Source organism: Fodinibius sp. SL11 (assembly GCF_052060035.1).
Lineage (GTDB): Bacteria > Bacteroidota > Rhodothermia > Balneolales > Balneolaceae > Fodinibius.
The window spans coordinates 1-25,413 of the sequence record NZ_JBPOEA010000012.1; the positions used below are offsets into that span (position 1 = coordinate 1).

25 protein-coding genes and 1 tRNA gene are annotated in these 25,413 nt (G+C 43.0%); 9 read left to right on the forward strand and 17 right to left on the reverse strand.

The features are described 5' to 3' along the window. On the forward strand, positions 1 to 359 hold a 359-nt coding region (gene cutA, locus ACQ76V_RS12245; protein ID WP_441000791.1), incomplete at its 5' end, for a divalent-cation tolerance protein CutA. Positions 360 to 372: 13 nt separating this feature from the next. On the opposite strand, the gene ACQ76V_RS12250 is transcribed toward cutA, so the two are convergent. After that, a complete protein-coding gene (locus ACQ76V_RS12250) occupies positions 373 to 1,029 on the reverse strand; it encodes a phosphoadenylyl-sulfate reductase (protein ID WP_441000792.1) in 657 nt (218 codons plus the stop codon). 46 nt (positions 1,030 to 1,075) lie between these two features. Here ACQ76V_RS12250 and ACQ76V_RS12255 point away from each other — a divergent pair, with 46 nt between their 5' ends. Continuing rightward, positions 1,076 to 1,831, forward strand: a complete 756-nt coding sequence (locus ACQ76V_RS12255; RefSeq protein WP_441000793.1) for an enoyl-CoA hydratase/isomerase family protein — start codon at positions 1,076 to 1,078, stop codon at positions 1,829 to 1,831. Positions 1,832 to 1,844: 13 nt separating this feature from the next. Here ACQ76V_RS12255 and ACQ76V_RS12260 read toward each other — a convergent pair whose 3' ends face one another. After that, the gene (locus ACQ76V_RS12260; RefSeq protein WP_441000794.1) at positions 1,845 to 3,104 is read right to left on the reverse strand and encodes a S1C family serine protease; all 1,260 of its coding nucleotides are present in this window, start codon (positions 3,102 to 3,104) and stop codon (positions 1,845 to 1,847) included. Positions 3,105 to 3,124: 20 nt separating this feature from the next. After that, positions 3,125 to 4,108 (reverse strand): DHH family phosphoesterase, encoded by a 984-nt coding sequence (locus ACQ76V_RS12265; RefSeq protein WP_441000795.1) that lies wholly within the window; start codon positions 4,106 to 4,108, stop codon positions 3,125 to 3,127. A 147-nt stretch (positions 4,109 to 4,255) separates the two neighbouring features. Here ACQ76V_RS12265 and ACQ76V_RS12270 point away from each other — a divergent pair, with 147 nt between their 5' ends. Together ACQ76V_RS12270 and ACQ76V_RS12275 are read left to right on the forward strand one after the other, a co-directional pair. Next, positions 4,256 to 4,882 carry a thiamine diphosphokinase gene (locus ACQ76V_RS12270; RefSeq protein WP_441000796.1) on the forward strand — a complete coding sequence of 209 codons (627 nt, stop codon included), beginning with the start codon at positions 4,256 to 4,258 and terminating at the stop codon, positions 4,880 to 4,882. Between the two features lie 55 nt (positions 4,883 to 4,937). Next, a complete protein-coding gene (locus ACQ76V_RS12275) occupies positions 4,938 to 6,386 on the forward strand; it encodes a sodium:solute symporter family protein (RefSeq protein WP_441000797.1) in 1,449 nt (482 codons plus the stop codon). Between the two features lie 39 nt (positions 6,387 to 6,425). Here the strand turns inward: ACQ76V_RS12275 and ACQ76V_RS12280 are convergent, their stop codons facing one another. Genes ACQ76V_RS12280 through ACQ76V_RS12295 form a run of 4 tightly spaced genes read right to left on the reverse strand, consistent with a single transcriptional unit; the run spans position 6,426 to position 9,337 of the window. Continuing rightward, the gene (locus ACQ76V_RS12280; protein WP_095605304.1) at positions 6,426 to 6,707 is read right to left on the reverse strand and encodes a hypothetical protein; all 282 of its coding nucleotides are present in this window, start codon (positions 6,705 to 6,707) and stop codon (positions 6,426 to 6,428) included. 19 nt (positions 6,708 to 6,726) lie between these two features. Beyond that, positions 6,727 to 7,155 carry a tRNA (adenosine(37)-N6)-threonylcarbamoyltransferase complex ATPase subunit type 1 TsaE gene (tsaE, locus tag ACQ76V_RS12285; RefSeq protein WP_441000798.1) on the reverse strand — a complete coding sequence of 143 codons (429 nt, stop codon included), beginning with the start codon at positions 7,153 to 7,155 and terminating at the stop codon, positions 6,727 to 6,729. Positions 7,156 to 7,213: 58 nt separating this feature from the next. Beyond that, positions 7,214 to 8,767: a response regulator gene (locus ACQ76V_RS12290; protein ID WP_441000799.1), complete on the reverse strand. Its 1,554-nt coding sequence runs from the start codon at positions 8,765 to 8,767 to the stop codon at positions 7,214 to 7,216. A 15-nt stretch (positions 8,768 to 8,782) separates the two neighbouring features. Continuing rightward, positions 8,783 to 9,337: a ComEA family DNA-binding protein gene (locus tag ACQ76V_RS12295; RefSeq protein ID WP_441000800.1), complete on the reverse strand. Its 555-nt coding sequence runs from the start codon at positions 9,335 to 9,337 to the stop codon at positions 8,783 to 8,785. Between the two features lie 112 nt (positions 9,338 to 9,449). Here ACQ76V_RS12295 and ACQ76V_RS12300 point away from each other — a divergent pair, with 112 nt between their 5' ends. Then, positions 9,450 to 10,247 (forward strand): alpha/beta fold hydrolase, encoded by a 798-nt coding sequence (locus tag ACQ76V_RS12300; protein ID WP_441000801.1) that lies wholly within the window; start codon positions 9,450 to 9,452, stop codon positions 10,245 to 10,247. A 62-nt stretch (positions 10,248 to 10,309) separates the two neighbouring features. Here ACQ76V_RS12300 and trhO read toward each other — a convergent pair whose 3' ends face one another. Further along, on the reverse strand, positions 10,310 to 11,272 hold the full coding sequence (trhO, locus tag ACQ76V_RS12305) for an oxygen-dependent tRNA uridine(34) hydroxylase TrhO (protein WP_441000802.1): 963 nt from the start codon (positions 11,270 to 11,272) through the stop codon (positions 10,310 to 10,312). Positions 11,273 to 11,375: 103 nt separating this feature from the next. On the opposite strand from trhO, the gene ACQ76V_RS12310 reads away from it, so the two are divergent. Next, a complete protein-coding gene (locus ACQ76V_RS12310) occupies positions 11,376 to 13,109 on the forward strand; it encodes a T9SS type A sorting domain-containing protein (RefSeq protein WP_441000803.1) in 1,734 nt (577 codons plus the stop codon). Positions 13,110 to 13,164: 55 nt separating this feature from the next. Here the strand turns inward: ACQ76V_RS12310 and fahA are convergent, their stop codons facing one another. From fahA to ACQ76V_RS12345, 7 genes are all read right to left on the reverse strand, one after another. Continuing rightward, positions 13,165 to 14,460, reverse strand: a complete 1,296-nt coding sequence (fahA, locus tag ACQ76V_RS12315; RefSeq protein WP_441000804.1) for a fumarylacetoacetase — start codon at positions 14,458 to 14,460, stop codon at positions 13,165 to 13,167. A gap of 76 nt (positions 14,461 to 14,536) precedes the next feature. Next, positions 14,537 to 15,517: a hypothetical protein gene (locus tag ACQ76V_RS12320; RefSeq protein WP_441000805.1), complete on the reverse strand. Its 981-nt coding sequence runs from the start codon at positions 15,515 to 15,517 to the stop codon at positions 14,537 to 14,539. 60 nt (positions 15,518 to 15,577) lie between these two features. Then, entirely contained in the window at positions 15,578 to 16,702 is a 1,125-nt protein-coding gene (gene hemW, locus ACQ76V_RS12325) for a radical SAM family heme chaperone HemW (protein ID WP_441000806.1), read from the reverse strand. A 59-nt stretch (positions 16,703 to 16,761) separates the two neighbouring features. Further along, positions 16,762 to 17,310, reverse strand: coding sequence for a gamma carbonic anhydrase family protein (locus ACQ76V_RS12330; protein WP_441000807.1), 549 nt, complete (start codon positions 17,308 to 17,310; stop codon positions 16,762 to 16,764). 18 nt (positions 17,311 to 17,328) lie between these two features. Then, complete coding sequence (locus ACQ76V_RS12335) at positions 17,329 to 17,913, reverse strand: DsbA family protein (protein WP_441000808.1); 585 nt, start codon at positions 17,911 to 17,913, stop codon at positions 17,329 to 17,331. A 75-nt stretch (positions 17,914 to 17,988) separates the two neighbouring features. Next, positions 17,989 to 19,647 (reverse strand): M20/M25/M40 family metallo-hydrolase, encoded by a 1,659-nt coding sequence (locus ACQ76V_RS12340; protein ID WP_441000809.1) that lies wholly within the window; start codon positions 19,645 to 19,647, stop codon positions 17,989 to 17,991. A gap of 81 nt (positions 19,648 to 19,728) precedes the next feature. Next, the gene (locus tag ACQ76V_RS12345) at positions 19,729 to 21,405 is read right to left on the reverse strand and encodes a DUF2339 domain-containing protein (RefSeq protein ID WP_441000810.1); all 1,677 of its coding nucleotides are present in this window, start codon (positions 21,403 to 21,405) and stop codon (positions 19,729 to 19,731) included. 95 nt (positions 21,406 to 21,500) lie between these two features. Between ACQ76V_RS12345 and ACQ76V_RS12350 the strand changes: the two genes are divergently transcribed. From ACQ76V_RS12350 to ACQ76V_RS12360, 3 genes are read left to right on the forward strand one after another with little or no spacing between them, the layout of a single operon-like run. Further along, complete coding sequence (locus ACQ76V_RS12350; RefSeq protein WP_441000811.1) at positions 21,501 to 22,310, forward strand: SDR family oxidoreductase; 810 nt, start codon at positions 21,501 to 21,503, stop codon at positions 22,308 to 22,310. A gap of 15 nt (positions 22,311 to 22,325) precedes the next feature. After that, the gene (locus tag ACQ76V_RS12355) at positions 22,326 to 23,693 is read left to right on the forward strand and encodes an aldehyde dehydrogenase (RefSeq protein WP_441000812.1); all 1,368 of its coding nucleotides are present in this window, start codon (positions 22,326 to 22,328) and stop codon (positions 23,691 to 23,693) included. Further along, on the forward strand, positions 23,684 to 24,685 hold the full coding sequence (locus ACQ76V_RS12360) for a YhdH/YhfP family quinone oxidoreductase (protein WP_441000866.1): 1,002 nt from the start codon (positions 23,684 to 23,686) through the stop codon (positions 24,683 to 24,685). The genes ACQ76V_RS12355 and ACQ76V_RS12360 overlap by 10 nt, the downstream gene beginning before the upstream one ends. Here the strand turns inward: ACQ76V_RS12360 and ACQ76V_RS12365 are convergent. Then, a complete protein-coding gene (locus ACQ76V_RS12365; protein ID WP_441000813.1) occupies positions 24,682 to 25,104 on the reverse strand; it encodes a response regulator in 423 nt (140 codons plus the stop codon). The two genes, ACQ76V_RS12360 and ACQ76V_RS12365, sit on opposite strands and share 4 nt — an antisense overlap. 224 nt (positions 25,105 to 25,328) lie before the next feature. Further along, positions 25,329 to 25,401: transfer RNA gene (locus ACQ76V_RS12370), tRNA-Phe, on the reverse strand. Positions 25,402 to 25,413: the final 12 nt, after the last annotated feature.

Below are 25,413 nucleotides of genomic sequence, written 5' to 3' on the forward strand. Positions count from 1 at the left end.
TGTTTTACAACCTGCGCTTGGTTTATATCACCACAAAAGACAAACAAGAAGCCAAAACAATTGGCAAAAAGCTGGTCAAAGAAAATCTGGCGGCTTGCGTCAATATTGTTGACGGAATGGAAACCATCTACCGTTGGGAGGGCGAAATTGTTGAGGATACCGAAGCGATCCTTATTGCAAAAACTCCTTACCACAATATGAAAGATCTTACCAATAGGGTAAAGGAGCTCCATAGCTACGACTGTCCCTACGTTATTTCACTGCAGCTAACCGAACAGGAAGGTAACAAAGAGTATCAAAAATGGCTGCTTAAGAATTCCCAGAAACAGGAGATTGACTATGAAGTGGAGGATGTTTAGTTCGTCAATTCTATTAATGATGCAGCCCACATTCGATTTTTGAGAACTCATCCCAGCGGCCTTCACGTCCTTGGCCTTTGGCAGTGCAGTGCGTACATCCCACCGAATCAAATCCTTTTTCTTTCAGAGGGTGCTGCGGCAGGCCATGGCCTTCGATATATTCCTCCACCAGTGATGAATTCCAATCGATAAGCGGATAAAACTTGATAAGCTCGTTATCATCATCCACGATAGATAGGCTTTTGCGATGGCGACTTTGAAAACCGATAAGTCCAGACATCCACACCTTGTATTTGCCTTTAATGCGATCCAGCGGTTCAACTTTGTTAATATCGCAACACTTGTCGGGATCATCTTCCCAGAGTTTCTCCTTTACTGTCTTAGCATGTTCCGAAGGATCGGGACGCAGATCTATTACGTTTAAATCCAACAAGCGTGTTAATCGCTCCTTGTAAGCAATAGTCTCCTCAAAATGGTAACCGGTATCAATAAAATAAATTGGACAACCCGGTTTTATTCTGCTGACCAAGTGCAGCAGCACAGCCGAAGTGGTACCGAATGACGATGTCACCAGTACATCTCGGAAAGAGTTAAACACCTGAGCCACTCGTGCATCAACAATTTTTGTCGAAAGTGAGCGATTTATCTTTTCTTTATTAACAAGATACATATAGATTTCCCTTTAATATCCAATTCAAACAAGCCATAATCTAATAGTGAGTACTGTAAAAATCGAACAGAAAAATCATATTTGCCAAGCTATTATTGATCACCCAAAATCACACAATGCTATAAACTTTGCGGTGATGGATAAGCTTGAGGCCCTACTTGATGAGCTCGAGCAGGATTCTGACATCCGCTGTTTTATTTTATCAGGATCTGGCCAAAAAACCTTTATTTCCGGTGGCGACCTGCGGGAGTTCCACACCATCAAAACAGCAGAAGAAGCAAAGCCGATGGCCAAACGCATGCTTTCGATCCTGACCCGCATTGAAAAACTGCCCTGCTGGACCATCGCTGCTATCAATGGTGCAGCCTATGGCGGCGGATGCGAGATGATGCTTGCTTTTGATTTTCGTATGGCGGCGCCCCGTGCCACATTCGGTTTTACACAAGGCAAATTTTACCTACCCCCCGGCTGGGGCGGCCTTACCCGTTTAGTAGAAAAAGTGGGCCGTTCTACTGCACTCCTTTGGCTGGGCGAAGCAAAAGTAGTAGACGCCGAAACCGCCCTACACCATGACCTGATTGATCACATAACAAAAACTAATGATTGGCAAAAAGAGGTTTGGAAACGGGCTCAAAACCTAACCAGAAATGACCGTCCGTTTATCAAAAATTTAAAACAAGGTGCGCTGCGCATCACCAAAGCACGCTGGGAAGCTATCAACGCCGAACTTGATTCATTCGCTCAATTCTGGGAAAGTGATCTGCATGAAGAACGTGTCCAAAAGTTCTTGGATCGGAAATAACATCAAATAAATGCTACTCTTTAACCTTTTTCCGCAAATACATCTTGGTTTCGTAGCGATCGCCCTTTCGAAATAATTCTACACGCATGGAATCCCCTTCCTGATATTCCCGAAAAAGGGCCTGCGCGTGCATCTTACTTTGAATACGCTCTTCCCCGATTTTTAAAATAATATCTCCCGGGATAATTCCCGCTTCAAAAGCCGGACCGTCTTTATTTACACTATTCACCAACAGCCCACGTGTGGCCGGTAAATTATACTTCAATACTAATTGGCGGGTCATTTCAACAGTATTAAAGCCGGGATCGTATGGTAACGTAACTTCTCCCTCTGTAGACAATTGCTTAAGAATTTTTTGTACGCGATTGCTGGGAATCGCAAAACCAAGTCCTACATTGCCGCCGCTGGTGCCTCCTGTAAATATGAAGGTATTAACGCCAATTACTTTACCTTCACTGTCAACCAGCGGACCTCCTGAGTTTCCGCGATTAATTGCAGCATCAGTTTGAATCATATCCATATAAACGCGGGGTTCCTGGGGATTGGGACGAAAATCGCGATTCACCGCACTTACCACTCCTACAGTTACTGATGGTTTGGCCGACTCAAACAATCCAAAAGGATTCCCTACCGCCAGCGACCACTCACCGACTAATACACTGTCAGAGTCCCCAAATTTTACAGAAGGGAAATTTCGCTGGGCATCAATTTTCAACAACGCTAAATCTGCAAGTTCATCTTCTCCCAATACCTTCGCCTCGTATTGCGAGCCATCCGGCATCGATACCACTACCCGCTTGGCGTGACGATTGGCAACATGCTGGTTGGTAACTACCAATCCATCCGAGTTAATAATAAATCCGGACCCCATGCTGCTAACCTCACGCTCGATGGGCACCGGAACAAATCGATTATAATATTCACTAAACTGTAAACGACGACCACCCTGCACCATTTCTGTCACCGTAATACTCACTACGGCCGGACTCACTTTTTCTACCGCTCGAGTAATTGCCGTCCGCCTACTGGTCGTAATCTGTGTATTGGGATCCTGGGTTTCTATTCTCGCTTGCTGCTGTTGACTCTTATCCGGAATTGTGACATCGGGATCAGAAGCAGACATAGAATCACCAATAATCGTAGAAATGCTTGCTCCCAATGCTTCGGTTACTTGAGCATTGCTACTCGATCGGGAATGATTTTTCTTTTCCAGACATCCTGCTACTAACACAGACAGAATTACCGCTATACTTAAAACGGACTGCTTGACCATTAAGAATGAACCTAAGTTTATTACGACTTATCTACGCTAACAAGCTGTTCGGCTCCAATCTCTACCAAATCTTCAATCGCTTTTTCGAGCGGTCCCGGATGCCATGCACCCGATGCCTTTTTATGGCCTCCGCCTCCAACTTTTCGTGCCCATTTATTAACGTCAACATCATTACTTTTTGAGCGAAGACTCATCTTAACACCATCGCCCAATGCTTTAAACAAGATCGCGGCTTTTATGCCGGCAACGCTAAGCGGATAGCCTACAAACCCTTCGCAATCATCATTGGTAGTATTGGTTTCTTCCAGCATTTCTTTGGTAACGTACATAATGGCTATCTGATTGTCCTCAAATAGCTCGATCGTACTCATTGCCTTGCTAAGCAAATGCAGCTGGTTTAAACTCTTGTTGGAAAATACCTTTTCGGCTACCTGATTGGGACGAAACTCCCCAAGCCGCAATAGTTCCGAGGCAACGTTCATGGTTTCCGGAGTAACGCTGTCGTATTGCAGCGATCCAGTATCCGTCAAAATGCCCGTATAAAGGGCTTTGGCCACTTTCTCATCCACCTGTGAGATATCATTTTGCAGAAAGAGATGAAAAATAAGCTCACAGGTTGAGGACGCTTCTTCAACCGAAATACTTAAGTCAAAACCATCATGCGGATCGGGATGGTGATCCACCATAAACGAAGGCTTCGGATAGTCTTGAATATAATCAGAATAGCTGCCGAAACGCTTTGGAGAATTGCCATCCAATACCAAGAACGCATCACATTTGTTCAGGGATTTCTCATCCGGTTTTTGGATAGGATAAAAATCAGCCAGCCATTGTAGATTTAAGGGTACCTCATCATCATTAAACCCAATAGCATTTATACCATTTCTTTCCAACCAGAGACAGGAAGCTACTTGGGCACCAATGCAATCACCGTCGGGACGGATATGCGAAAAAACACCCACGGTGTCAAATTCTTGCAGTTTTTGGATGAGTTCTTCAAACATAATGGCTGTTTATAGCGCGAAAAATAAGCTTAATAAAATGGTAGATAGCTTTGAAGAAAGCAATATTTTTTTATCGGTAAAATCTTCGTTCTTTTTACCGTATCATAACGTATAAATCAGCGTTAAAACCATACAAGGCCGTTTTCAATGAAATCAATTCTGATTCTCTGCAATGGCGATCCGCCATCGCAGCAATTATTTGACAAATATCGAGCGAAAACAGATTGCTTTATTGCCGCTGATGGCGGGGCGAATATTGCCATAGATATGGGTACGATACCCGACGTAATAATTGGTGACCTCGACAGCTACAACGGATCTAAAAAGGAGTCGTCAGAAATTATTTTTCGTCCCAGTCAAGAACTCAATGATCTGGAGAAAGCCCTTCAATATGCTAAAAAAAAGAAGGGCACCCATATTTATATTTTAGGGGCCACCGGTTACCGGCTTGATCAAACCCTCAAAAACTTGTCCGTCCTCAAGCAGTTCTCTACACAATTTCAGCAACTTCGCATGGCCGACAATTTTGGTGAGACGAGATTGCTCCCACGCTCCTTCTCGGAAGATTTCAGGATCGGTACACAGTTGTCCCTTTTCCCTCTTTCGGGCAAGGTTACCGGCATAACCACCCAAGGATTAAAATATCCGCTCGAAAATGAATTCCTCGAAAATGGCGTACGAGACGGATCCTCTAATGAAGTCGTTGGAAATCCTGTTCAAATTAATCATAAAAAAGGCGATCTCTTGATGTTTGTGAAGCATAATAACGATTGACCCCCGATTCATATTCAAATATCTTTCATCTATTTTAAAAACCAACTATTGAACGTTGACTGAATTACAATTTACACTGCTCGATTGGAGCCTAATTCTATCTTACTTTGCACTACTGGTTTATCTTACCTGGCAACGCGACTGGGAAGAAACCGATGAGGAGTCTTTTTTGCTTTCGGGACGAAAGATGAGCCTGGCTGCTTTTGTGGCTACCCTCGTCTCTACTTGGTATGGCGGAATTCTTGGTATTGGAGAATACAGTTACCAAAATGGAATTTCTACCTGGCTTATTCTGGGATTCCCCTTTTATGTTTTTTCAGCACTCTTTGCTTGGCTGCTTGCCGGAAAAATCCGTATGAATGAAGCCCTATCACTACCCGAAGCCGTTGGTAACTTTTATGGGGATACCGCCGGTCGCTTCTCTGCCATTCCTATTTTTATTCTCGTAAGTCCGGCCCCCTATATTCTCATGCTGGGGTTAATTTTTCAGTACCTGACGGGGGGCGCCGGTCACTTTCTCTGGTATGCCAGTGCCGTAGCCCTGTTCTCTGTTGCTTACGTTATGTTCGGCGGATTTAATGCCGTTGTCCACACCGATATGCTGCAAATCGTTCTCATGTTCGGCGGCTTTATTTTTCTAATTATTTTTGCAGGAATAGAATTCGGTGGTTTTGGGAAGCTCTGGACCTTCATTCCCTCAGATTTTAGAGATATTACGGGCGGTGAAGACATCCAATATCTGCTTGTTTGGTTTTTTATTGCGCTGTGGACTTTCGTTGATCCCAGCTTTCATCAACGCGCCGCAGCGGCAAAATCGCCTAACACAGCCAAAAAAGGAATATTTATTTCCATCTTGTTATGGTCTCTATTTGACTTCCTGACGATTTTCAGCGGCTTGTATGGCTTTGCCATTCTCGGCGACTCCTTAACTGAACCCATTATGGTTTATCCCTACCTGGCCAACGAAATTTTACCAATTGGGTTAAAAGGGCTGTTCTTTGTAGCACTACTGGCCACCATTATGTCTACCCTCGACAGCTACCTGTTTTTATCCGGACAAACGCTCGGCCGCGACCTGTTGGTAAAGATCTTCCCCAATACAAAAAATAATACCTTAACCCGCATAAGCACGCTGGCGGCCGCACTGCTGGGGATTTTGCTAATTATCATCTATCCCAGTGTTATTGACTTATGGTATGTTATTGGCTCCGTGATGATTCCCGGGCTCTTAATTCCCGTAATGGGAGTCTATCTGCAATTTTTTACACTCAGAAAAAAATGGGTGCTTCCCACTATGGTTGGCAGTATTGCCATATCACTACTTTGGCTTATCCTTGGTACCATTACCAGTGAAGGGATGTACGATTACACCTATTTAGGATTAGAACCATTTTATCCGGGACTGGCAGCAAGTATTGTTCTTTGGATATTCGGCAAGAAAAAAGCCGGAGGTATTCTTGAAGAAACGGATTTTGCTAAAGACGAGATGCTTGAAGAAAGCTAAATGGATCTGGGTTCACATCTGCAGAGCTCATCCCAACTGTTAGGTACTTTTTAAGATATGTCCCAAATTTAATTTGTGGATAGGAATTAAGTACTTCATGGCCATGGCATCCTTTTCGATGTTAAGCTCACCAGTGCGACGGAAGTCAACAATACAGTAATCATCAAACGAGCGTACCACTTCACCAATACCGTAATACTCGGGACACGGTCCGTAGTACACCAAATCTCCAAGCTGGATATTATTATCCGCTCGTCGATTATACGGATATATAACCGGCAGTCGATCTAAGCGATATGGAAGTCGTTTCTTGGTTGCCATGGTCGCACAATATACGGGATTACGAGTCTCTTTTTCTAATGACAAATTTTCGGGTATTCTTGTCAGGAGCTTCTATAAAAATCCAGATAGCCTCCGGTGGAATAAGTGACTCTATTCGCTCTGCCCATTCGATAACCGTAACTCCATCACCATAAAAATATTCTTCAGCTCCTATCTCGAGGGCCTCACGTGGTGATTCCATTCGATAACAATCAAAATGAAAAAGTGACTTATCACCATCATACTCATTAATAAGCGTAAAGGTAGGCGAACTAACTTCATTGCTTTCAATACCCAATCCTTCTGCCATCCCTTTAACGAAATGCGTTTTCCCCGCCCCAAGAGCGCCCTGCAAACAAACAATAGATCCGGCTTCCAAAGAGGAAACAAATTCTTTTCCCTTGGCAATGGTTTCGTCTGGAGAGGTCGTTGTAAATTGCTGTTCCATAAGAATAATTATTAATCAAAAGAGGTAAGAAGATACCAGCTCTTAGAGGAGAAATCTATCATAACATAGACTTGGGGCGCAATGTAGAAATCGGCAAAATCATCTCTTCCATACTGGCCCCGCCATGCAAAAAGGTGTCCCGGTAGCGATTCTGATAACGATGGTAGTTCGTGGGATATACAAAGTAGTAATCCTCTTTGGCAATGATATAATTGTTGGAATGTCCTGGTGTGGGCAATTTATATTCGGCGGGATCTTCAATAATCAGTGCTGCATCATCATTCGCCGATAAATTCCGGCCGTATTTATATCGCAGACTGGTGGACGTTTCTCGATCGCCGTACACTTTCGTATCACGCAGAGCCCGCACCGCACCGTGATCACTCGTAACTACAACTACCACTTCCTCATCGGCCAAAATTTTAAAAATTTCATACAAGGTAGAGTGCTGAAACCAAGTTTTGGTCAGAGACCTAAAAGCCGGCACATCGGGTGCTATCTCTTTTAGCACATCAGAATCAGATCGGGAGTGCACCAATGTATCCACAAAGTTATATACGAACGTACTTAGCGACACTTGCAGGTAATTGTGAATATTATCAGCAATCTCTCTCCCTTCATCCGTTCGCAACACCTTCTCATATTTTATCTTTTTATTAATGCCCTTTCGGCTTAACTGTTTTACCAACAACTCTTCTTCAAACTGATTCAACGAGCTTTCATCTTCGCCCTGGCTCCATAAATCAGGATAGATATCTTCTATTTCGAGCGGAAATAATCCGGAAAATATAGCATTCCGAGAGTAGGGAGTTGCCGTTGGCAAAATAGAGTAATAGAAATCAGTATCAATGGCATAATCTTCATTCAAAAGGCTCTGAAACACCAACCACTGATCGTACCGCATGCAATCGATGACCAAAAAAAGGGTACTCTGGCCATTTTTTACGTGTGGTAAAACATATTCGCGAACAACATCTGTAGAAAGAGCCGGACGTTGGGGCGTGGATTGACTGAGCCACGACCTGTAATTGCGAGCAATAAATCGGCCAAACATTTTATTGGCCTCCTGATATTGATCGGCCAACACCTGACGCAATGATTCATCGCCGGACTCTAAATCGATATCCCATTGCGTAAGTTGTTTATAAATTTCAATCCATTCCTCCCATCCGGTTTGTTCATGAATGCGACCGGATATTTCATTAAAATTACGAAGATACGATTGGGCAAATTTCTCATTGCGGATGCGATGCCGTTCCAGAATCCGCTTGACCGTCAACACAATCTGGTTGGGATTGACCGGCTTAATCAGATAATCCGAAATTTTACCGCCGATCGCATCTTCCATGATCGACTCCTCCTCACTCTTCGTAATCATCACCACCGGCAAGCCCGCCTGTATGGTTTTGATTCGATTTAGCGTAGCCAAGCCATCCATGCCCGGCATCTGCTCATCCAAAAAAACAATATCAAACGGTTGTTCGCGGATCAGCGTAATCGCATCTTCACCGTTGGTTACAGGAGTGACTTCAAAATCTTTATTCTCTAAAAAAATGATGTGCGGTTTCAGCTGATCGATCTCATCATCCGCCCATAAAATACGTGTAGCCATCAAGATTCAATTGCATTATTCTGAATCCTTAAGTTTGATAAATGGCATCAATTTGTCCAATCGTTTTTGAGCAATTCCCTTAATATTTTTTAACTCCTCAAACGACCTAAATTCCCCGTTTTCATTACGGTAATTGACGATCCGTTTCGCATAGGTTGGACCAATTCCCGGTAAAGTTTTTAGTACTTCCCTGTTGGCATTATTAACGTTTATCCGCTCTTTATCTATGTTTTGTTCGGTATTGTCAGCTTTATCCTTATAAGTATCGGCTTGTTGATTTGAAGTAGAATCTTCCGATACTGTATCGGTCTTCGCCTTGGCAATTTGTTTTTTTCGGGTTGGAAAATATTGCTCCATCAACTTTTCTTCCTCAGCCTTGATTATAGCTGTGCGTTCGGCAAACTGCTGCTCAAGTTCATGATAGTCTCCATCACCAAATGGAACCGACGGTGACAATGCCAAATTCATCCCACCCAGCAATACAAGAATAATCAGTAACCCCGATATTGCTTTACGTTCACCGGGTGCAATCTTTAATTTCTCCAACCAGAAAAATAGCTGTCTCTTCATAATCTCTCACTCAATTATTAGTTACGTACAAGTAAGACCTTTCGGCATGACAATCCTTACAAAAATTACTCTTGTGTGAAGCCCAAAATAATTCGATGTTTGGCTTCTATATATGGAATCAGCAAAGATATATCACTACGACAACCTCTCTATCTCGTACAATCGGGTAGGAATTCAGGATAATCACCCTTTGATTATCTTACACGGCTGGGGCAGCAGTAAACAGGTGATGATACCACTAGCTAAACAGCTTTCGGATATCCGCGATTGCTACGTCTTAGATCTGCCCGGGTTCGGCAATTCGTCGGTACCCAACAGGCCGTGGAATGTCGATGACTATTCTGATCTGATCCAACAATTCATAGAAGACCAGAATTTTGATTCTGTTGATCTGCTTGTCCACTCTTTTGGTGGACGCATAGCCCTCAAACTTTGTTCACGTCCCGATGCCAAGCAATGTATTGACAAAGTACTTATCACTGGTGGTTCAGGCATGAAGCCCAAACGTGGTTGGAAGTATTATTTAAAAAAATACATCGCTAAGCTCCTTAAGGCTCCTTTCTTAATATTACCGTCTTCCCTTCGTGAAAAAACACTCAGTTGGTTACGAGATACCTCCTTGTGGAAAGCACTGGGCTCCAGCGACTACAGTAAGCTCGAGGGGGTAATGCGAGAGACATTTGTGAAAACAGTTACCGAATATCTGGAACCTTGTCTGCCTAAAATCCCACATGAAGTGCTTTTATTGTGGGGAGAAAATGATGAGGCCGCGCCGTTATATCAGGCCAAGCGCATGGAAGAGGGCATAGAACATGCGGCGCTGGTGGTTATCGATCACGCAGGACATTATGCCTTTCTGGATCGTCCCTCTCATTTTGCATCCATTGCCAAGGCGTTTTTTAGGGGATGATATAAAATACCTACCCCCACAATGTTCCGAGCCTATCAGGGGTAAGTAATGCTGGAAAAAATTTACTTCTCCTCTTCTAACTGCCGCTCCTTGAAATCTTCGTCAAAGTAGTTGTACCATTTGCGAAAGGGACGAAAGGCATTTTCGGGATCGAAGGGTCGCTTATATTCGCTTTGGCGGCACTCCTCACTGCAACAGCCTTCCATCATGCGGGCTCCTTCTTCGGAGCATACAAATAACTTGTTGCATTCCATATTCGCACAATTGATATAGGTGTCGGCCGGCTTACCCGTAATTTCGCAGCGTGCAATCGGCTCCAGATTATCTTCATTCACCGGCACCACCAGACGATCATCAAACACAAAGCATTTGCCCTTGTAATGTTCGCCACCCTCTTCTTTGGCGTAGCGTAAAATTCCACCGTGCAGCTGATTTACGTCATCCCAACCTTTCTCTTTCATCAATACCGAAAACTTCTCACAGCGGATGCCGCCCGTGCAATACATCAGCACTTTTTTATCCTTGCTAATTTCTTCTTCTACCTGATCAAGCCATTCTGGAAAATCATAAAAGTTTTCTACACCAGGTGTTATGGCTCCCTCAAAATGACCGATTTTTGATTCATAATCATTGCGCACGTCGATTAGCACGTAATCATCTTCATTTTCGAGCACTTCTTTCCACTCATGTGGTTCCAGGTAATTTCCGCCGTCCTCAGGATCAACTTCATCTTTATGAATAGAAACCAGTTCGTCCCGAGTCTTACATTTCAGCTTTGGGAACGGCACATATTCGCTGGTATCCGTTTTGAAGTCAATGCCGTCGAACCCGGGGATGCTCGTCAAACCTTCTTTATATTTTGATACCTGTTCGGGCGTACCTCCAACAGTTCCATTGATGCCTTCTTCGTTAATATAGATTCGTCCTTTAATTCCGAGATCCTTACAAAACTGCTTATGCTCTTCACAGAATGTTTCGGGATCTTCGATGGAGGTGAACTTGTAATAGAGTATTACTTCGTACATAATGGATTTATTTGCCCTTCGTTTCTCATAATTTGCAGATGCCAAAAATAAGAGTATTTTTCCAAGAAATGAACCTCATTTGCTCTAAATTATTTTGCCGTTGATGAAGTACTTTTTTCAGCTCACAATTCTGAGCTTATTACTTATAATATTTTGCACAACCACCGTTCAATCACAGGATCGCCCCGGTGATAGTAAAATAGATCTACATCAAAAAATCGAACGTGCTTATCTGCAGGGAGATTTATCGCTCGATCAGAAAGTGCTTTATAAATTCTTCCCTACCGAGGCCAGGGGTAAACTGCCTGATGCAGAGGGCGTAAATTATGATATCCCTCTCAAATGTGGAACTCCGGCCACCTCCGACTTTCATCGTCATAAATCTGAACTATCTGTCTCCACCGTAAACCGTATTCAATCTGCACTTTCACCCCCCGGCATGCAGGCTTCGGAGACCTACCAATCCCCCTCGGGAAATTTCAGCATCCACTACGAGAGGTCCGGTTCTCATGCCGTACCTCCCGAAGATGCTAACAGTAACGGCATTCCTGATTATGTCGAAGAAGTTGCCGCCGCAGCCGACTCCACATATCGTCACCAAGTGCAGCGCCTCGGATACACTGATCCTATAGAACAGGGACAGACCTATGATATTCATATTTTAAATCTTGAAAATATTTATGGTCGCACCGTTGCTCCAGGAGATGGGACAACCTATATCGATGTAGAAAATGATTTTTCGGAAGGCTTTCCCTCTAATGATGATCCGGAAGGCGACCAAATTGGGGCCATAAAAGTGACCATAGCTCACGAATTTAAGCACGCGATCCAATACAAAGCCAATGAATGGGGAGGAGAAACAGGGCTTTGGCTGGAAATGGATGGTACCTTGATGGAAGAGATTACCTATGACAATGTTAATGACTACTACAATTACATAGTCTGGGAAAGCTCCATATTTAATAATCCGAGCGGTGGATTTTATCCCGGATCATACGAGCATATTACTTGGGCTCTTTTCTTTGAAGAGAAATTCGGTTCGCAGTTTTGGGTAGATGTGTGGGGAACCATTAAAAACAACCCCAATATTTCTATGGTGGATGCTATTACGCAACAGTTGGGTAGTCCAAACGCTTTCAACCAAAACTACATCAAATCACAGCTTTGGCACTATGCATCCGGGAATAATGGCAGTCAAGGATTTGGTTTTGAGGAAAGCGCATTTTATCCCACGCCGAGTATCAGCGACAACTTTTCGGGAGATATCTCTCAACCTGCTGATACCCTTAATAAACTTTCCGCAAAATACTTTGAAATTTCTCCTTCACCATTCCCCGGAAGCATAGCGTTCAATCTATCAGAACGCCTCGATCCAAAAGTTGGCATGGGTGTTCTGGCTTATTTTAAGGATGGTGGTGTAGAATCCCTTATTATATATAACGGCCAGCAAGAATCTATCTATTCTGAAACGGACTGGCAATGGGAGGAGATCGACAAACTGGGAATTGTGGCAGCTAATGGATCATATCAAAAATGGACAAAATATGCTTTGGCAATACAATCTACTGATCCACAAATGGTTAGGATAGAACAAAACTACCCCAATCCCTTTAATGAGCAAACTACCATCCGCTACAGCATTCCCGAGCAAAAAGAGGTGCAACTTGAGGTTTTTGATGTTCTCGGGCGTAAAATTGCTACTCTTATTGACAAATCACAACCAAAGGGGATTTACACCCCTAAATTTGACGGGAGTAACCTCGCATCAGGTATCTATTTTTACCGTCTCATTTTAGATGGCAACGTAACCACAAAAAAAATGACGCTGGTTAAATAAAAGAAGTGAAAAGTGAAACGGCAGACCTCTTCAACCTGCCGTCGCAAAATGTTATCTAAACGTCTAATTCTTTCGCAGGCAATATTTTACCGGTCACCCTGCCAAAACCAATCCGATAATCGTCGGTATCGGCATAGCCGGTCATTGTCACCTCATCGCCATCCTCAAGAAAAGTGCGAGTTTCGCCATTGGGAAACTCAATGGCATCCGTCCCCTTCCAACTTAATTCCAGCATGCTACCGTACGACGATTTTTCTTCGCCACTGATCGTTCCTGAAGCATACAAATCGCCGGGACGGACATTACATCCCGTAATCGTTTGATGCGCCAGCTGCTGAGCGATATTCCAATACAGGTTTTTGGCATTCGATGAAGATATTTTATGCGGCTGGTCCATTTTTTCGCCCTTTAAAAATACCTCCAGATTGATATTAAAGGTCCATTTCCCTTCAGACTGTAGATATGGAAGTGGCTCGGGATCTTGCTCGGGACCTTCCCTGCGAAACGGCTCAAGCGCGTCCAGCGTCACAATCCACGGCGAAACGGATGTTGCCCAGTTCTTTGCCAAAAAAGGACCCAACGGCTGATATTCCCATTTCTGTATATCTCGGGCACTCCAATCGTTTACCAACATCAATCCAAAAATATGATCTTCAGCATCTGATACTGAAATAGGACTGCCCAGCTCATTTCCAGGGCCGGTTAGGAATCCCATCTCCAGTTCGAAATCACAAAGCTTACATGCGCTAAAAATGGGCGTATCATCGCTGTCGGGTGGCAATATTTGTCCCTTGGGACGATGCAAATCCGTACCGCTTACCACCACCGAACTTGCGCGTCCGTGATAACCCACTGGCAGGTGTTTCCAGTTGGGTTTCAGCGCATTTTCGGGATCTCGAAACATGCTTCCCACGTTAATCGCGTGCTGCTCGGAGGAATAAAAATCGGTGTAATCCCCAATGTCTACCGGAAGCAGCATTTCGACCTCATCCATGGGAGTAAGTACTTGTTCCTGAAGCGGTTTATTATCGCGCAACGCTGGTTCATCGGCACTTAACAACGTACTGATATATGAACGTGCTTCGGCCCATGCCTTTCGACCAAGCTCCATAAAACTATTCAGCGTCCGCTCCCGAAATACCGGCTTGCCGTCAAGCTCCGGTCCGTCAAAAACACCGGCAGCGTCAAGTTCCGCCAGGTTTACCACATAATCCCCGATAGCGGTGCAGATAAATACTTCGCCATCGTCTTTAGATCGAGCTACGCCATAGGGCAAATTTTGAATGGGAAAGTGTGATTCTGAGTCTACCTCGATAAATGATTCTAAGTTAGGATCGTTTGTTGGATGCATTTCTTGATAATTTTGTGTTATAAATTTTGAATGATCAATTACTTCCCGATTAAATCATGATCCCTGATTGGGAAACTTATAAAAGTCCGAGCTTCTGCAGGTCTTCGCGTGGTTCATCGAAACTACAACTACCAAAAGAAATGAGGGCTACTTGGCGCAACTCTTTGATCTCCTTAGTTGATACCTCATAATCCTTCCAGCGAAAACCGGAACTTGTGAATGAAAACTGCTCCCTGTCTTCTTCATTGATTACCTCCTGCATTTGCTCATCCGTAAAATCATGAGCATAGCCCAGCATAGCACCACCGAAGACATTTAAAAATCCGTGCATTTTCGTTTTAAGCGTGTGGTTATAATGACGAATGGGGTGATGCAAACCAGCTGTACATTTTAGCGCTAAATTTTGCTCGCGGACGTTATTCAACGTAAATGCAACCTGCTCTATGGAAGGAAACATCGATGCTTCTACCCCACCGCATCGCAGCTTGTATCCAGCCTTGATACCATCATCAGATACAGAACCTTCATTATATTGATTTATAGATTCCAAAATTAATGAAATCTCTTTTTTCCAGTTTTTATCAAAAATTCCTTCAAAGAAAATATCATGCGGGAATTCAGCCACATTCTTAAAATGACGAGCCGTTTCCTCGAAAATATCAGCAAGAAGTTTATTATCACTTGCAAATACTGCTTCACGCGGGAGCTTAATTTCCAAAACATCCGTTTTAACGCGGTCACCGTGTTCACTGTGGAACTGATCCAAAGCCCCGATAATATCCTGCAAATGCTCCCGGTAGTCGGCAATCGTTTCTGTTCTTTTTCCCAATATCGAAAAAGCGAATGGATCTCCCTTCCTAAAAAGTGTTTCTCCATAGGGTGCTAAGTCTCGCAAACGTCCGGCCGGAATAATATATCGAGACAACATCCAGGCATCTTCTTCTTCCCTATAATTACTATACTTTTGGAGGGACGTATCAAGCGAGAGATCAGCTGGAGGAAACAATCCCGCATAATCAATAATCTCCCGCATAAATGCTTTAAAACTTGCTTTCATCGGTCTATTGTTCAGTTGGTAAATATTTTATTTCACATATCATAGACATAGATAAGCAATCTAATGCAAGGTTACTAAATCCAAAATAATTGCATCCGCAATTTTTATCCCCTTGTCAGTTAGCTTAACCCCTTCATCCGCAACCACTTTTTCCTCATCAACCATACGCTCGATATACTCAAGCTGACGGTCGTTAAACGTATAATTATATCTTTGCTTTAAATTCTCAAACCCAATTCCCTTTCGCGTTCGCAGCCCCATCATTAATCGTTCCTCCGCCAACTGGGTTAAGGAAAGCTCTTCTTTTTCGAGATGATCTTCATCCCGCAAATATTTCCGCAGGTCCTGCTCATTTTCCCACCGTTCAGCCTTATCATCCCACCAAAACGAATGCGCTCCGGGACCCAATCCCAAGTAATTTTCGTGCTCCCAGTAGTTGCTATTGTGGATCGCCTCTTTGCCAGGAATACTGTAATTACTTACCTCATAACGCTCTATACCCTGCCTACTAAACAGTTGGTTAATTATGTCAAAGTGTTCAGCCACCATGTCACCCTCAGGTGGAGCAATGCGTCCGAGCTCAACTTGCTTACCCAGACGAGTCCTCGGTTCAACGGTAAGCGAATAGGCCGATATATGAGGAGGATTAAACTCAAGAAGATTTTTAACATCTCGCTGCAACTGCTCTGTTGTTTGGCCGGGATTGCCATAAATAAGATCAACGGTAAACGACTTAAAATCGGATGCACTTAAAAGCTCCAAACACTGCATAGCTTCCTCGCTTGAATGGGCTCGATGCATAAACTCCAGCAACTCTGGCTCAAAACTTTGAACCCCCATGCTGGCCCTGCTTATACCCAGCGATTTCAGATCTGACAAAAATTGGGCTGAGACATCATCGGGATTCATCTCAAGTGTAATTTCCCTGGGATCGATGTCAAATACTTCATAAAGAGCCTGCATAATCTGCTCTAATTGTGCCGGCACCAACAGCGATGGCGTCCCACCCCCAAAATAGATTGTCTCTACCGTTTCTTCAGAAAATCTTGTATCGCCATAACTTTTTATATCCTCAATCAATCTTTTTACAAAATGCTCCCGCTCTGATGTGCGGGTAACAAAGTAAAAATTGCAGTACGAACATGCCTGCTTACAAAAGGGTATATGAAGGTAAATTCCGGACAAAATAATTAGGAATTATGTATTAGGATTATGAGTTCTATCCCTAATTATACTTTCGCATATCAAGTTTTAGCGTCGTAAAATGGATTGGTCTCATACGTGTCTTTCTGCATATAAGCCCGCGCATATTTTATATAATTGTCTGCATGTTCTTTGATGGAATGGATTTCCTCCTCGGTCAATTTGCGCTTCTTCTCAACAGGCGTTCCCATATACATATAACCTGATTCCAGTCGCTTGCCCGGCGGTACTAAACTTCCCGCAGCAACGATCACATCAGATTCAATGACAGCTTCATCCAGCACGGTTGCATGAATACCAATGAGTGCTCGATCGTGAATGGTGCAACCATGAATCATCGCATTGTGACCAATAGTTACCTCATCTCCAATTTCGGTGGGTCCCGTTCGATTCATTACATGGATGCAAACATTATCCTGCACATTCGAACGCTCACCAATCTTAATCCAGTTTACATCACCACGGATCGTCACATTAAACCAAATGCTGCTTTCATCCCCGACGGTTACATCACCAATAATATCAGCGCTGGGTGCTACAAAGGCAGAGTCGGGATAATTCGGCTTCTTATCGAGAAATTCGTAGATCATAACATTAGGCTTTACCTTTTACTCACCAATATACTGTTGCAGCAACTGATCAAACTGCTGGAAATTACGGGGTAACGGATCCACCTTGACACCATCAATAAAGAAGGTGGGTGTAGCATTCACTCCCGCATTGCGCCCTTCTTTTCGTTGCTCCATTACAACTTTCTGAGTTTCAGCAGAATTGAGATCGCTCTTAAACTGATCAACATCTAACTCCAGATCCCGTGCATAATTTACAAATATGGACGTAGGACTACCCGAATTGGACCACCGCTTCTGATTTTCAAACAGCAAGCTGTGCATCTCGTAAAACTTATCCTGATTTTTTGCTGCCTGGGCCGCACGCGCCGCCAATGCTGCGTATTGGTGCGAATTCAACGGGAAGAACTTCATTTTGAATTCAATCTGGTCTCCATATTTATCCTTCAGTTTTTCTACGATGGGATGGAAATAGGCACAAGCCGGACATTGATAATCGCTGTATTCTACAATCGTTAACGGCTCGTTATCGGTATTTGAAGACTGTGCTGCGGTTTGAGTAAAAGCCCCCATCCCAAAAATTAAACCAATAAAAAGAACACCGGTAATAATTACTTTTTTCATTTGTCTGGTTTTATACATTCGAAATTAGTTTCTGGTAAAAAAATATTAGTGTAAAAGTAACGCCAAGCTTAGACTTTAATTGGATGATGCCTTCTCAATCATATCCAAGCGGGTTTGTTTAAACTCATTGCCCTTTCGCCATGTCTGCATTTCTTCAGCGTTGGCAATGCGGTAAGCCGCATCAAAAAACAGTCGCACATCTGCTTTCATTCCTGAAAGGTCCCAATGCGTATTAATTTCATCATTCACGTTGTGATAGTTGGCATCCTGCAGGCTGTCTACCATTGATGAATAGCCTTCCGGCTTGTCAATAAATTCATTTCCACGGTTTGGAAAGATAGCCGGAATCCCCTTTTTAGCCAACGAAAAGTGATCCGAACGATAGAAATATCCGCGATCGGGATGCGGGTCAGGTTTCACAACTCTTCCCCGTTCTTGGGCTACCGTTTCAATCACATCGCTAACACTGTTTCGATCATAACCGATAAGCACTAAATCTTTCGTTTTTCCATATACATTCATCCCATCCAGGTTTAAATTTGCCGTAACCTTTCCGGGATGCACGGTAGGATTTTCGGCCCAGTACTGTGATCCAAGCAGTCCTACCTCTTCAGCTCCCACAAACAGGAACAGCATGCTCCGTTTAAGCTGCGGCTGCATTTTTTTGTACGCTCTGGCCATATTAAGTACGGCACTTACGCCGGCTGCATTGTCAAGAGCACCATTATTGATAGAGTCTCCCTCTACCGGATTTGTTACTCCAAGGTGATCATGATGAGCAGTAAAAACCACATATTCATCTTTCAGGCGATTGTTACTGCCTTCAATTACACCCAACACATTCTTGGCTTCCTGATCGCGATATTGCGCTTTTAAATCCAAACTCAGCGATAACCCCTTTAATGGTACCGGCTCAAAGTCCCGATCTTCAGCTGCCTCAAGCTGGTCTTCAAGATTCAGTCCGGCACTTTCAAATAGGTTACGGCTTGCTTCTTTTGTCAGCCATCCATTGAATTTCGTAGGGGAATTTTTCATCGCCTCATTATCACGAAGATAAAATCGCTCACGACTCCAGCTGTTCGCCACAACATCCCAACCGTATCCGGCTGAGGGCGTCGTATGCACAATCAACACGCCCGCAGCGCCCATTTCTCGAGCTTTCTCATATTTATAATCATATCTCCCGTAGTACAGACGGGTTTCACCGCCGAACTGCTCCGGATTATTGCTGGGGTCATTATTTTTTACTACCAAGACCTTCCCTTCTACGTCCGTCTCTTTGAAATCATCCCAGGTTTCCTCCGGTGCCTGAATCCCATATCCCACATAAATCAATTCAGCTTCATTAATCGATACTTCTTCTTTCAGATTTGAAGGCCAGGCCACGAAATCAGAATAATAATCAAACTGATGGACGGTATTCCCATTTTTTTGGATCTGCACGCGGGTATCCTGACCTGTCTTCTGCCCAACCAGTGGGACATTTTGAATAAACCTTCCCCCTTCAGCTCCTCCCTGCAAACCGTACTCTTTAAGCTGACTAACCAAATAGTCAACTGTTTTCAACTCCCCTATAGTACCGGTTGCTCTACCTTCAAACTCATTCGAGGATAGCTTCGTTATCGGCACCATCAAGCTTTTTTCTGTAATGGTCTCAGCCACCTGATCAACAGGAGAATTCATACATCCTACAAAAGCTGCTAATAGCAACGCTGTTATTAGTAATTTCTTCATTTTTAGCTATTTGTGTTGGTTATAACTATAAAATTCGTTGCTTGGAAAGTAATACTTTTTTTTATGATTGCTAAGCTGTAATCAACTGCTTTTCTCCAATAACTTTGACTGAATAAGATATCCTATGATCAGCAGTAGTGAACCAAATCCCATAAACAGAAGGATTCTCCAAATGGCCTGCAGCTGAGCTAAGTCAACTAAAAATAACTTAATTATTACCAAAAATATTGTGGCAAGACCAACCAACCTTGCCCGTTTTCCAAACCACATTAGTCCCAATACTATTAACCCAATAGCATAGACTCCCCAAACAAGGCTTATCCATGCCTGACTATTTTCCAATGGTATTAACTTCTGATATAACCAGTATAATAACATCAGGTGCGACAATCCCTGGTAAATATTCTTACTATCCTTTCTTTTTAAATATTGGGGGATCCATAACCCACCTGCTAAAATCAATACCAACTCAGGTAATATTGAAAATTCTATGATAAAAGAAGTAGCCTCCACATGCTCCAATTTATTGATAAGCCACCAAACAGTTATCCCAAATAATACATGAGATCCCACGCTTATCTTTTTGTCGTCCGTATGATGTGCTAAATAGCGAAGTGCCATTAATTCAATAACAAACACTGTAAAGAGCACCTCTCCTTCAAGAATTAGAAATAATCCTGCCGTCACGAGCACCAATCCCAAAGAAGCGTGTGTGGAAGCTAACCCCGTTAATTTTCGGTGCTTCAAAAAAGAATAAAATCCGCCTGCTGCTAAGGCCAAAACCAACGATGCCATCCCGGCCTGATCCATCGTCCATTCCCAGACACTTACGCTGAATAACACACCAATAACAGGCACTCCTAATACAAAAATGTGAATCGAACTACTGATGGTTTGTTCAGTATTTTCGGCTCCCGATTTGCTCCTGTCAAACACCTCCTTAAACACCGGAACCAACCAGCTTACCATTAACCAGATCATAATACCGCCAAACATCACCCAAGACTCAAAAGAGGTAAAGTCATTTCCACGTGCAATATTTGTAATTATTGCAGCAGCAAGCACCAACATTCCACCGACGCACACACTCCATAACAGCGATAACCATTCTTTCTTGATATAAAGTATAGATGTGGGGCCGAGAATAAGCACAAAATATAAGATGAGACCGACAATCTCCCCTTCACCCGAATAGAGCATAAAGGGGGTACCCAGTGCACCGAGTGTACCAATAACCGCCAATACTGCCTCTTCTTGTTGCAATGATAACCAAAACGATAATAAAGTTACGAAGATCATAAATCCCCACACAACCGTAGTGGGCACAAAAGAAAAAAGCTGAAAGGTGGCAAAACCTGTAATATAAAAGGCAGCGTTACCTCCGCCCATGACTATTTGCCTGAACGGACTTAAGGATTCATCCATCTTAAGACCGAACCCTAATAGCAAGAGCCCGGCGATAACTCCCACCGCACTGCGAACCTGTGGGATCAACCATCCTTGATCAATAGAATATTTAAACAGAAAAATAATTCCTATCAACAGTAGGGCAATACCAATATTATTTAACCATTGTTCCCCTAACTGTAATGTTTCCCAACTGCGATCAACATCTTGGCTTTTGTCTGGTACAACCTTTTCTCTTGTTGATGATACTTTCGCTTGAGCGGAGCGTGTTAACTCATCTTCAAGTTCATTAACCCTTCTTTCCAACCGTTCAATACGATTTTGCAACTTATCATAACTTTGGTCAGACATAAATGATAAAATTCAGTAGGTTAATACTTTAACAGATATACAAATATATCTCTGTTTGATAAAAACTATACATCAACCGATCATACAATTTGTCTATGAGTACTTTTAAAAACAAACACATTCTAATAACGGGAGGCGCCGGCGGCATTGGGCTGCTGATGGGTAAAGAAGCCCTTAAACAGGGTGCCGAGAAGCTGATTATTTGGGACATTAATGAAAATAAGATTGCTAAAGCTTTAAACTCACTTACGCATTATGGCGATCGGGTATTTTCATATAAGGTTGACATTTCCGATCCCAATCAAATCTATGAAACGGCTCAACAAGTACACTCCGAACACCAAAATATTGATATCCTAATTAATAACGCCGGCACAGTTGTAGGTGGAGATTTTAGCACTCACAGTCGCAGTGATATAGAACGACTGATCCAAATTAACCTTCTGGGCACCATGCATACTACCCGTGCTTTTTTAGACTCCATCATAGAGCAAGAAAATGGGCATATAGTTAATATTGCCTCTGCGGCCGGACGCATGGCGAATCCAAAAATGTCGGTATATGCCGGCAGTAAATGGGGCGTTATTGGCTGGTCGGAGTCATTACGATTAGAACTAAACTCTTTTTCAAACATCAAGGTCACTACGGTAGAACCAAGCTATATAAACACCGGGCTTTTTGAGGGTGTAAGCCCACCTACCCTTACCCCATTATTGGATGCCGAGGAAATATCCCAAAAGATTATTAAAGCCGTACAAAAAAATAAGATCCACCTACGAGAACCCTTTATGGTTAAGATTCTCCCTTTTTTAAAGGGTATACTCCCCACCAGGCTTTTTGACTTTGTAGCCGGCCGACTATTTCAGGTCTATCATTCGATGGATACCTTTACCGGAAGAACTTAAAATAAACTATTCTCAATGGAAGAACTTGTTCAACGACAGCATCGATTTTTCAATTCAGCAAAAACCGCGGACATCCCTTTTCGAAAACAACAGCTTACAAAGCTTAAGGGGATCTTAAAGAGTCACGAGGAAGAAGTTTTTGAGGCCCTGTACCAAGATTTTCAAAAACCGGTTTTTGAAACCTACACGACTGAACTCTTCATCTTATATCAAGAAATTGATCACTTGATAGCACATGTTGGTCGCTGGGCAAAGACCAAAAAAGTTAAAAACTCGCTCATTAATTTCCCCTCTAAAAACTATGTGAAACCTCAGCCCTATGGGGTTACACTCGTAATTTCTCCCTGGAACTACCCCCTCCAGTTAGCCCTCAATCCCGCCTTAGGTGCCATAGCAGCCGGAAATACGGTCATTATCAAGCCTTCTGAACATTCTCCCAATACCTCAAAGCTGCTTGTAGAATTAATCAATGATAACTTTGATCATGGCTTTTTTCATGTGGTAGAGGGAGATGCCCAAACAACACAAACACTGCTTTCTGAACCATTGGACTATATTTTCTTTACCGGCAGTACACATGTGGGCAAAATTATCATGAAATCTGCGGCTGAACAGTTGACGCCTCTCACTCTTGAACTGGGTGGCAAATCACCAGCCATTGTTGATCATTCCGCTGATTTGCCACTGGCAGCAAAACGAATAGCTTGGGGTAAATTTATCAATGCCGGACAAACGTGCGTAAGTCCTGACTTTGTATATGCCCACCGTTCTTTACACGAAAAGCTGTGCCAACTTATTAAGAATGAGATTCAAGCTTTTTATGGAGCCGATCCAAGCCAAAGTAGCGACTTTGCCCGAATTATCAACGATAAACATTTTAAGCGTCTTACCGATCTCATCGAACCTGACAAGGTTTTTTACGGTGGAGATACCGATGCCGATTCCCGATACATCGAACCCACCATTATGACCGATATTTCCTGGGATGATGCAGTAATGCAGGAAGAAATATTTGGCCCCATCCTACCCGTTTTATCCTTTAATAGCACCAACGAAGTTATTTCAGTACTTCAAACTAAACCAAAACCACTGGCCATTTATCTTTTCTCAACGAATCAACAAAATCAAGATATGGTGATGGAAAACCTACAATTTGGAGGGGGCTGTATCAACGATACAGTGGCCCATCTCGGGAATACCAATCTCCCGTTTGGCGGCATTGGCAATAGCGGTTTTGGCATGTATCATGGAAAAACAAGTTTTGATACCTTTTCCCATTCAAAGAGTATCATGAAGAAAAGTAACTGGCTGGATATTCCACTGCGTTATCCACCCTATGATGGAAAACTAAAGTGGTTAAAAAAGCTTACTAAATTTTTATGAACACTTTTAAAGCACTGGTCGTTGACGAACAACCTGATGGGTCTTTTGAGCGATCAATTAAACAGTGGCCTCTTGAAAAACTACCCGGCCACGAGGTATTAATTGAAGTCCGTTATTCTTCATTAAATTACAAAGATGCCCTTTCAGCAACCGGCACCAAGGGTGTTACTAAAACTTATCCTCACATCCCCGGTATCGATGCGGCCGGTGTAGTAGTCGAAAGCAACAATCCTCAATTTTCGTCCGGTGACAAAGTGATTGTAACAAGTTATGACCTGGGCCAAAATACCTTTGGGGGATTCGGCCAATATATTCGGGTCCCCGCAAACTGGATCGTGCCGTTGCCAGAAAAGTTATCACTGCGCGAAAGCATGATTATCGGTACGGCCGGATTTACAGCCGCTATTGGGATCCATCATCTTCAGCATAATTATATTAATCCCGAAAACGGTACCATTTTAATAACCGGAGCTACGGGAGGCGTAGGTATCATGGCCATTGCTATCTTATCGAAATTGGGATATAGCGTAACAGCCGCTACGGGAAAATTGGATCAAAAAGATTTTTTAACTAAAACCGGTGCTACTACGGTAATCCATCGAGATGAAGTAAAAGATGAATCGTCGCGGCCTCTTTTGTCCAGCAAATGGGCCGGGGCTATTGACACGGTTGGAGGTATCATGTTAGATACTACACTACGTCAAACCCAACATAATGGGACAGTAGCCTGTTGCGGTAATGTATTGGGGCATGAACTTCATACAAATGTTTATCCATTTATTTTACGCGGCGTTCATTTGGCAGGCATAGACAGTGGAAATTGCAACATGGCATTGCGGAAAAAACTATGGGAAAAATTGGCTGACGAATGGAAACCCAACAACATGGATCGGTTAGCCAGAGAAGTTTCTTTAGAAGAATTGGGTAATCAAATCAACCGGATTCTAAATGGTCAACAAGTTGGCAGAGTGCTTGTTAACCTAATTGATTAAGCAGATTTCAATACCTGATTATCATTTTCAGATTCTCCGTTATGCTCATTCATAGCATTGTAGAGCGGTTCCTTTAAGTCGCTTCCCGTAACAGGCTTTGTGAGGAAATCAGTAAAACCAGTTTTTTTAGCTCGTTCTACCGAATATCGATCACCGCTTCCAGATAGATAAATAACCGGAACATTCGACTTTTCACGAATGGTTTCCATCGTTTCGATACCGTCCATATCTCCCTTTAGAGAAATATCCATCACAATAATATCGGGACTAAGCTTTTCTTCCTTTTCAATGGCATCAATCCCTTTTGTGACCTTCCCAATCACTTCAAAACCCAACTGATTAATAAGTCGCTCTTCAACCATGGAGAGGAGCATATCATCTTCAACGATAAGTACCCTGCCCTTTTTACTCTTTTTCATAACAATCACACAGCCTACAGAACTTACAAAGCTCTAACGAACATTAATTTTCTTTAATTAAAAATAATTAATTTTTTTTAATCTTCCAAGGGGTATGGCCCCCTAATTGCTAGTAGGGCTTCCCGGAGCAGTAGTTCAGTTTATTAAAAAAGTAGTTTTATAATCAGATGGGATAAACAAAAAGCCCTGTATCCTCGAATAAATTCGGAATACAGGGCTTTGCGTGGGACCGGGCGGAATCGAACCGCCGACACCGCGATTTTCAGTCGCGTGCTCTACCTACTGAGCTACAGTCCCAACTCGAATAAG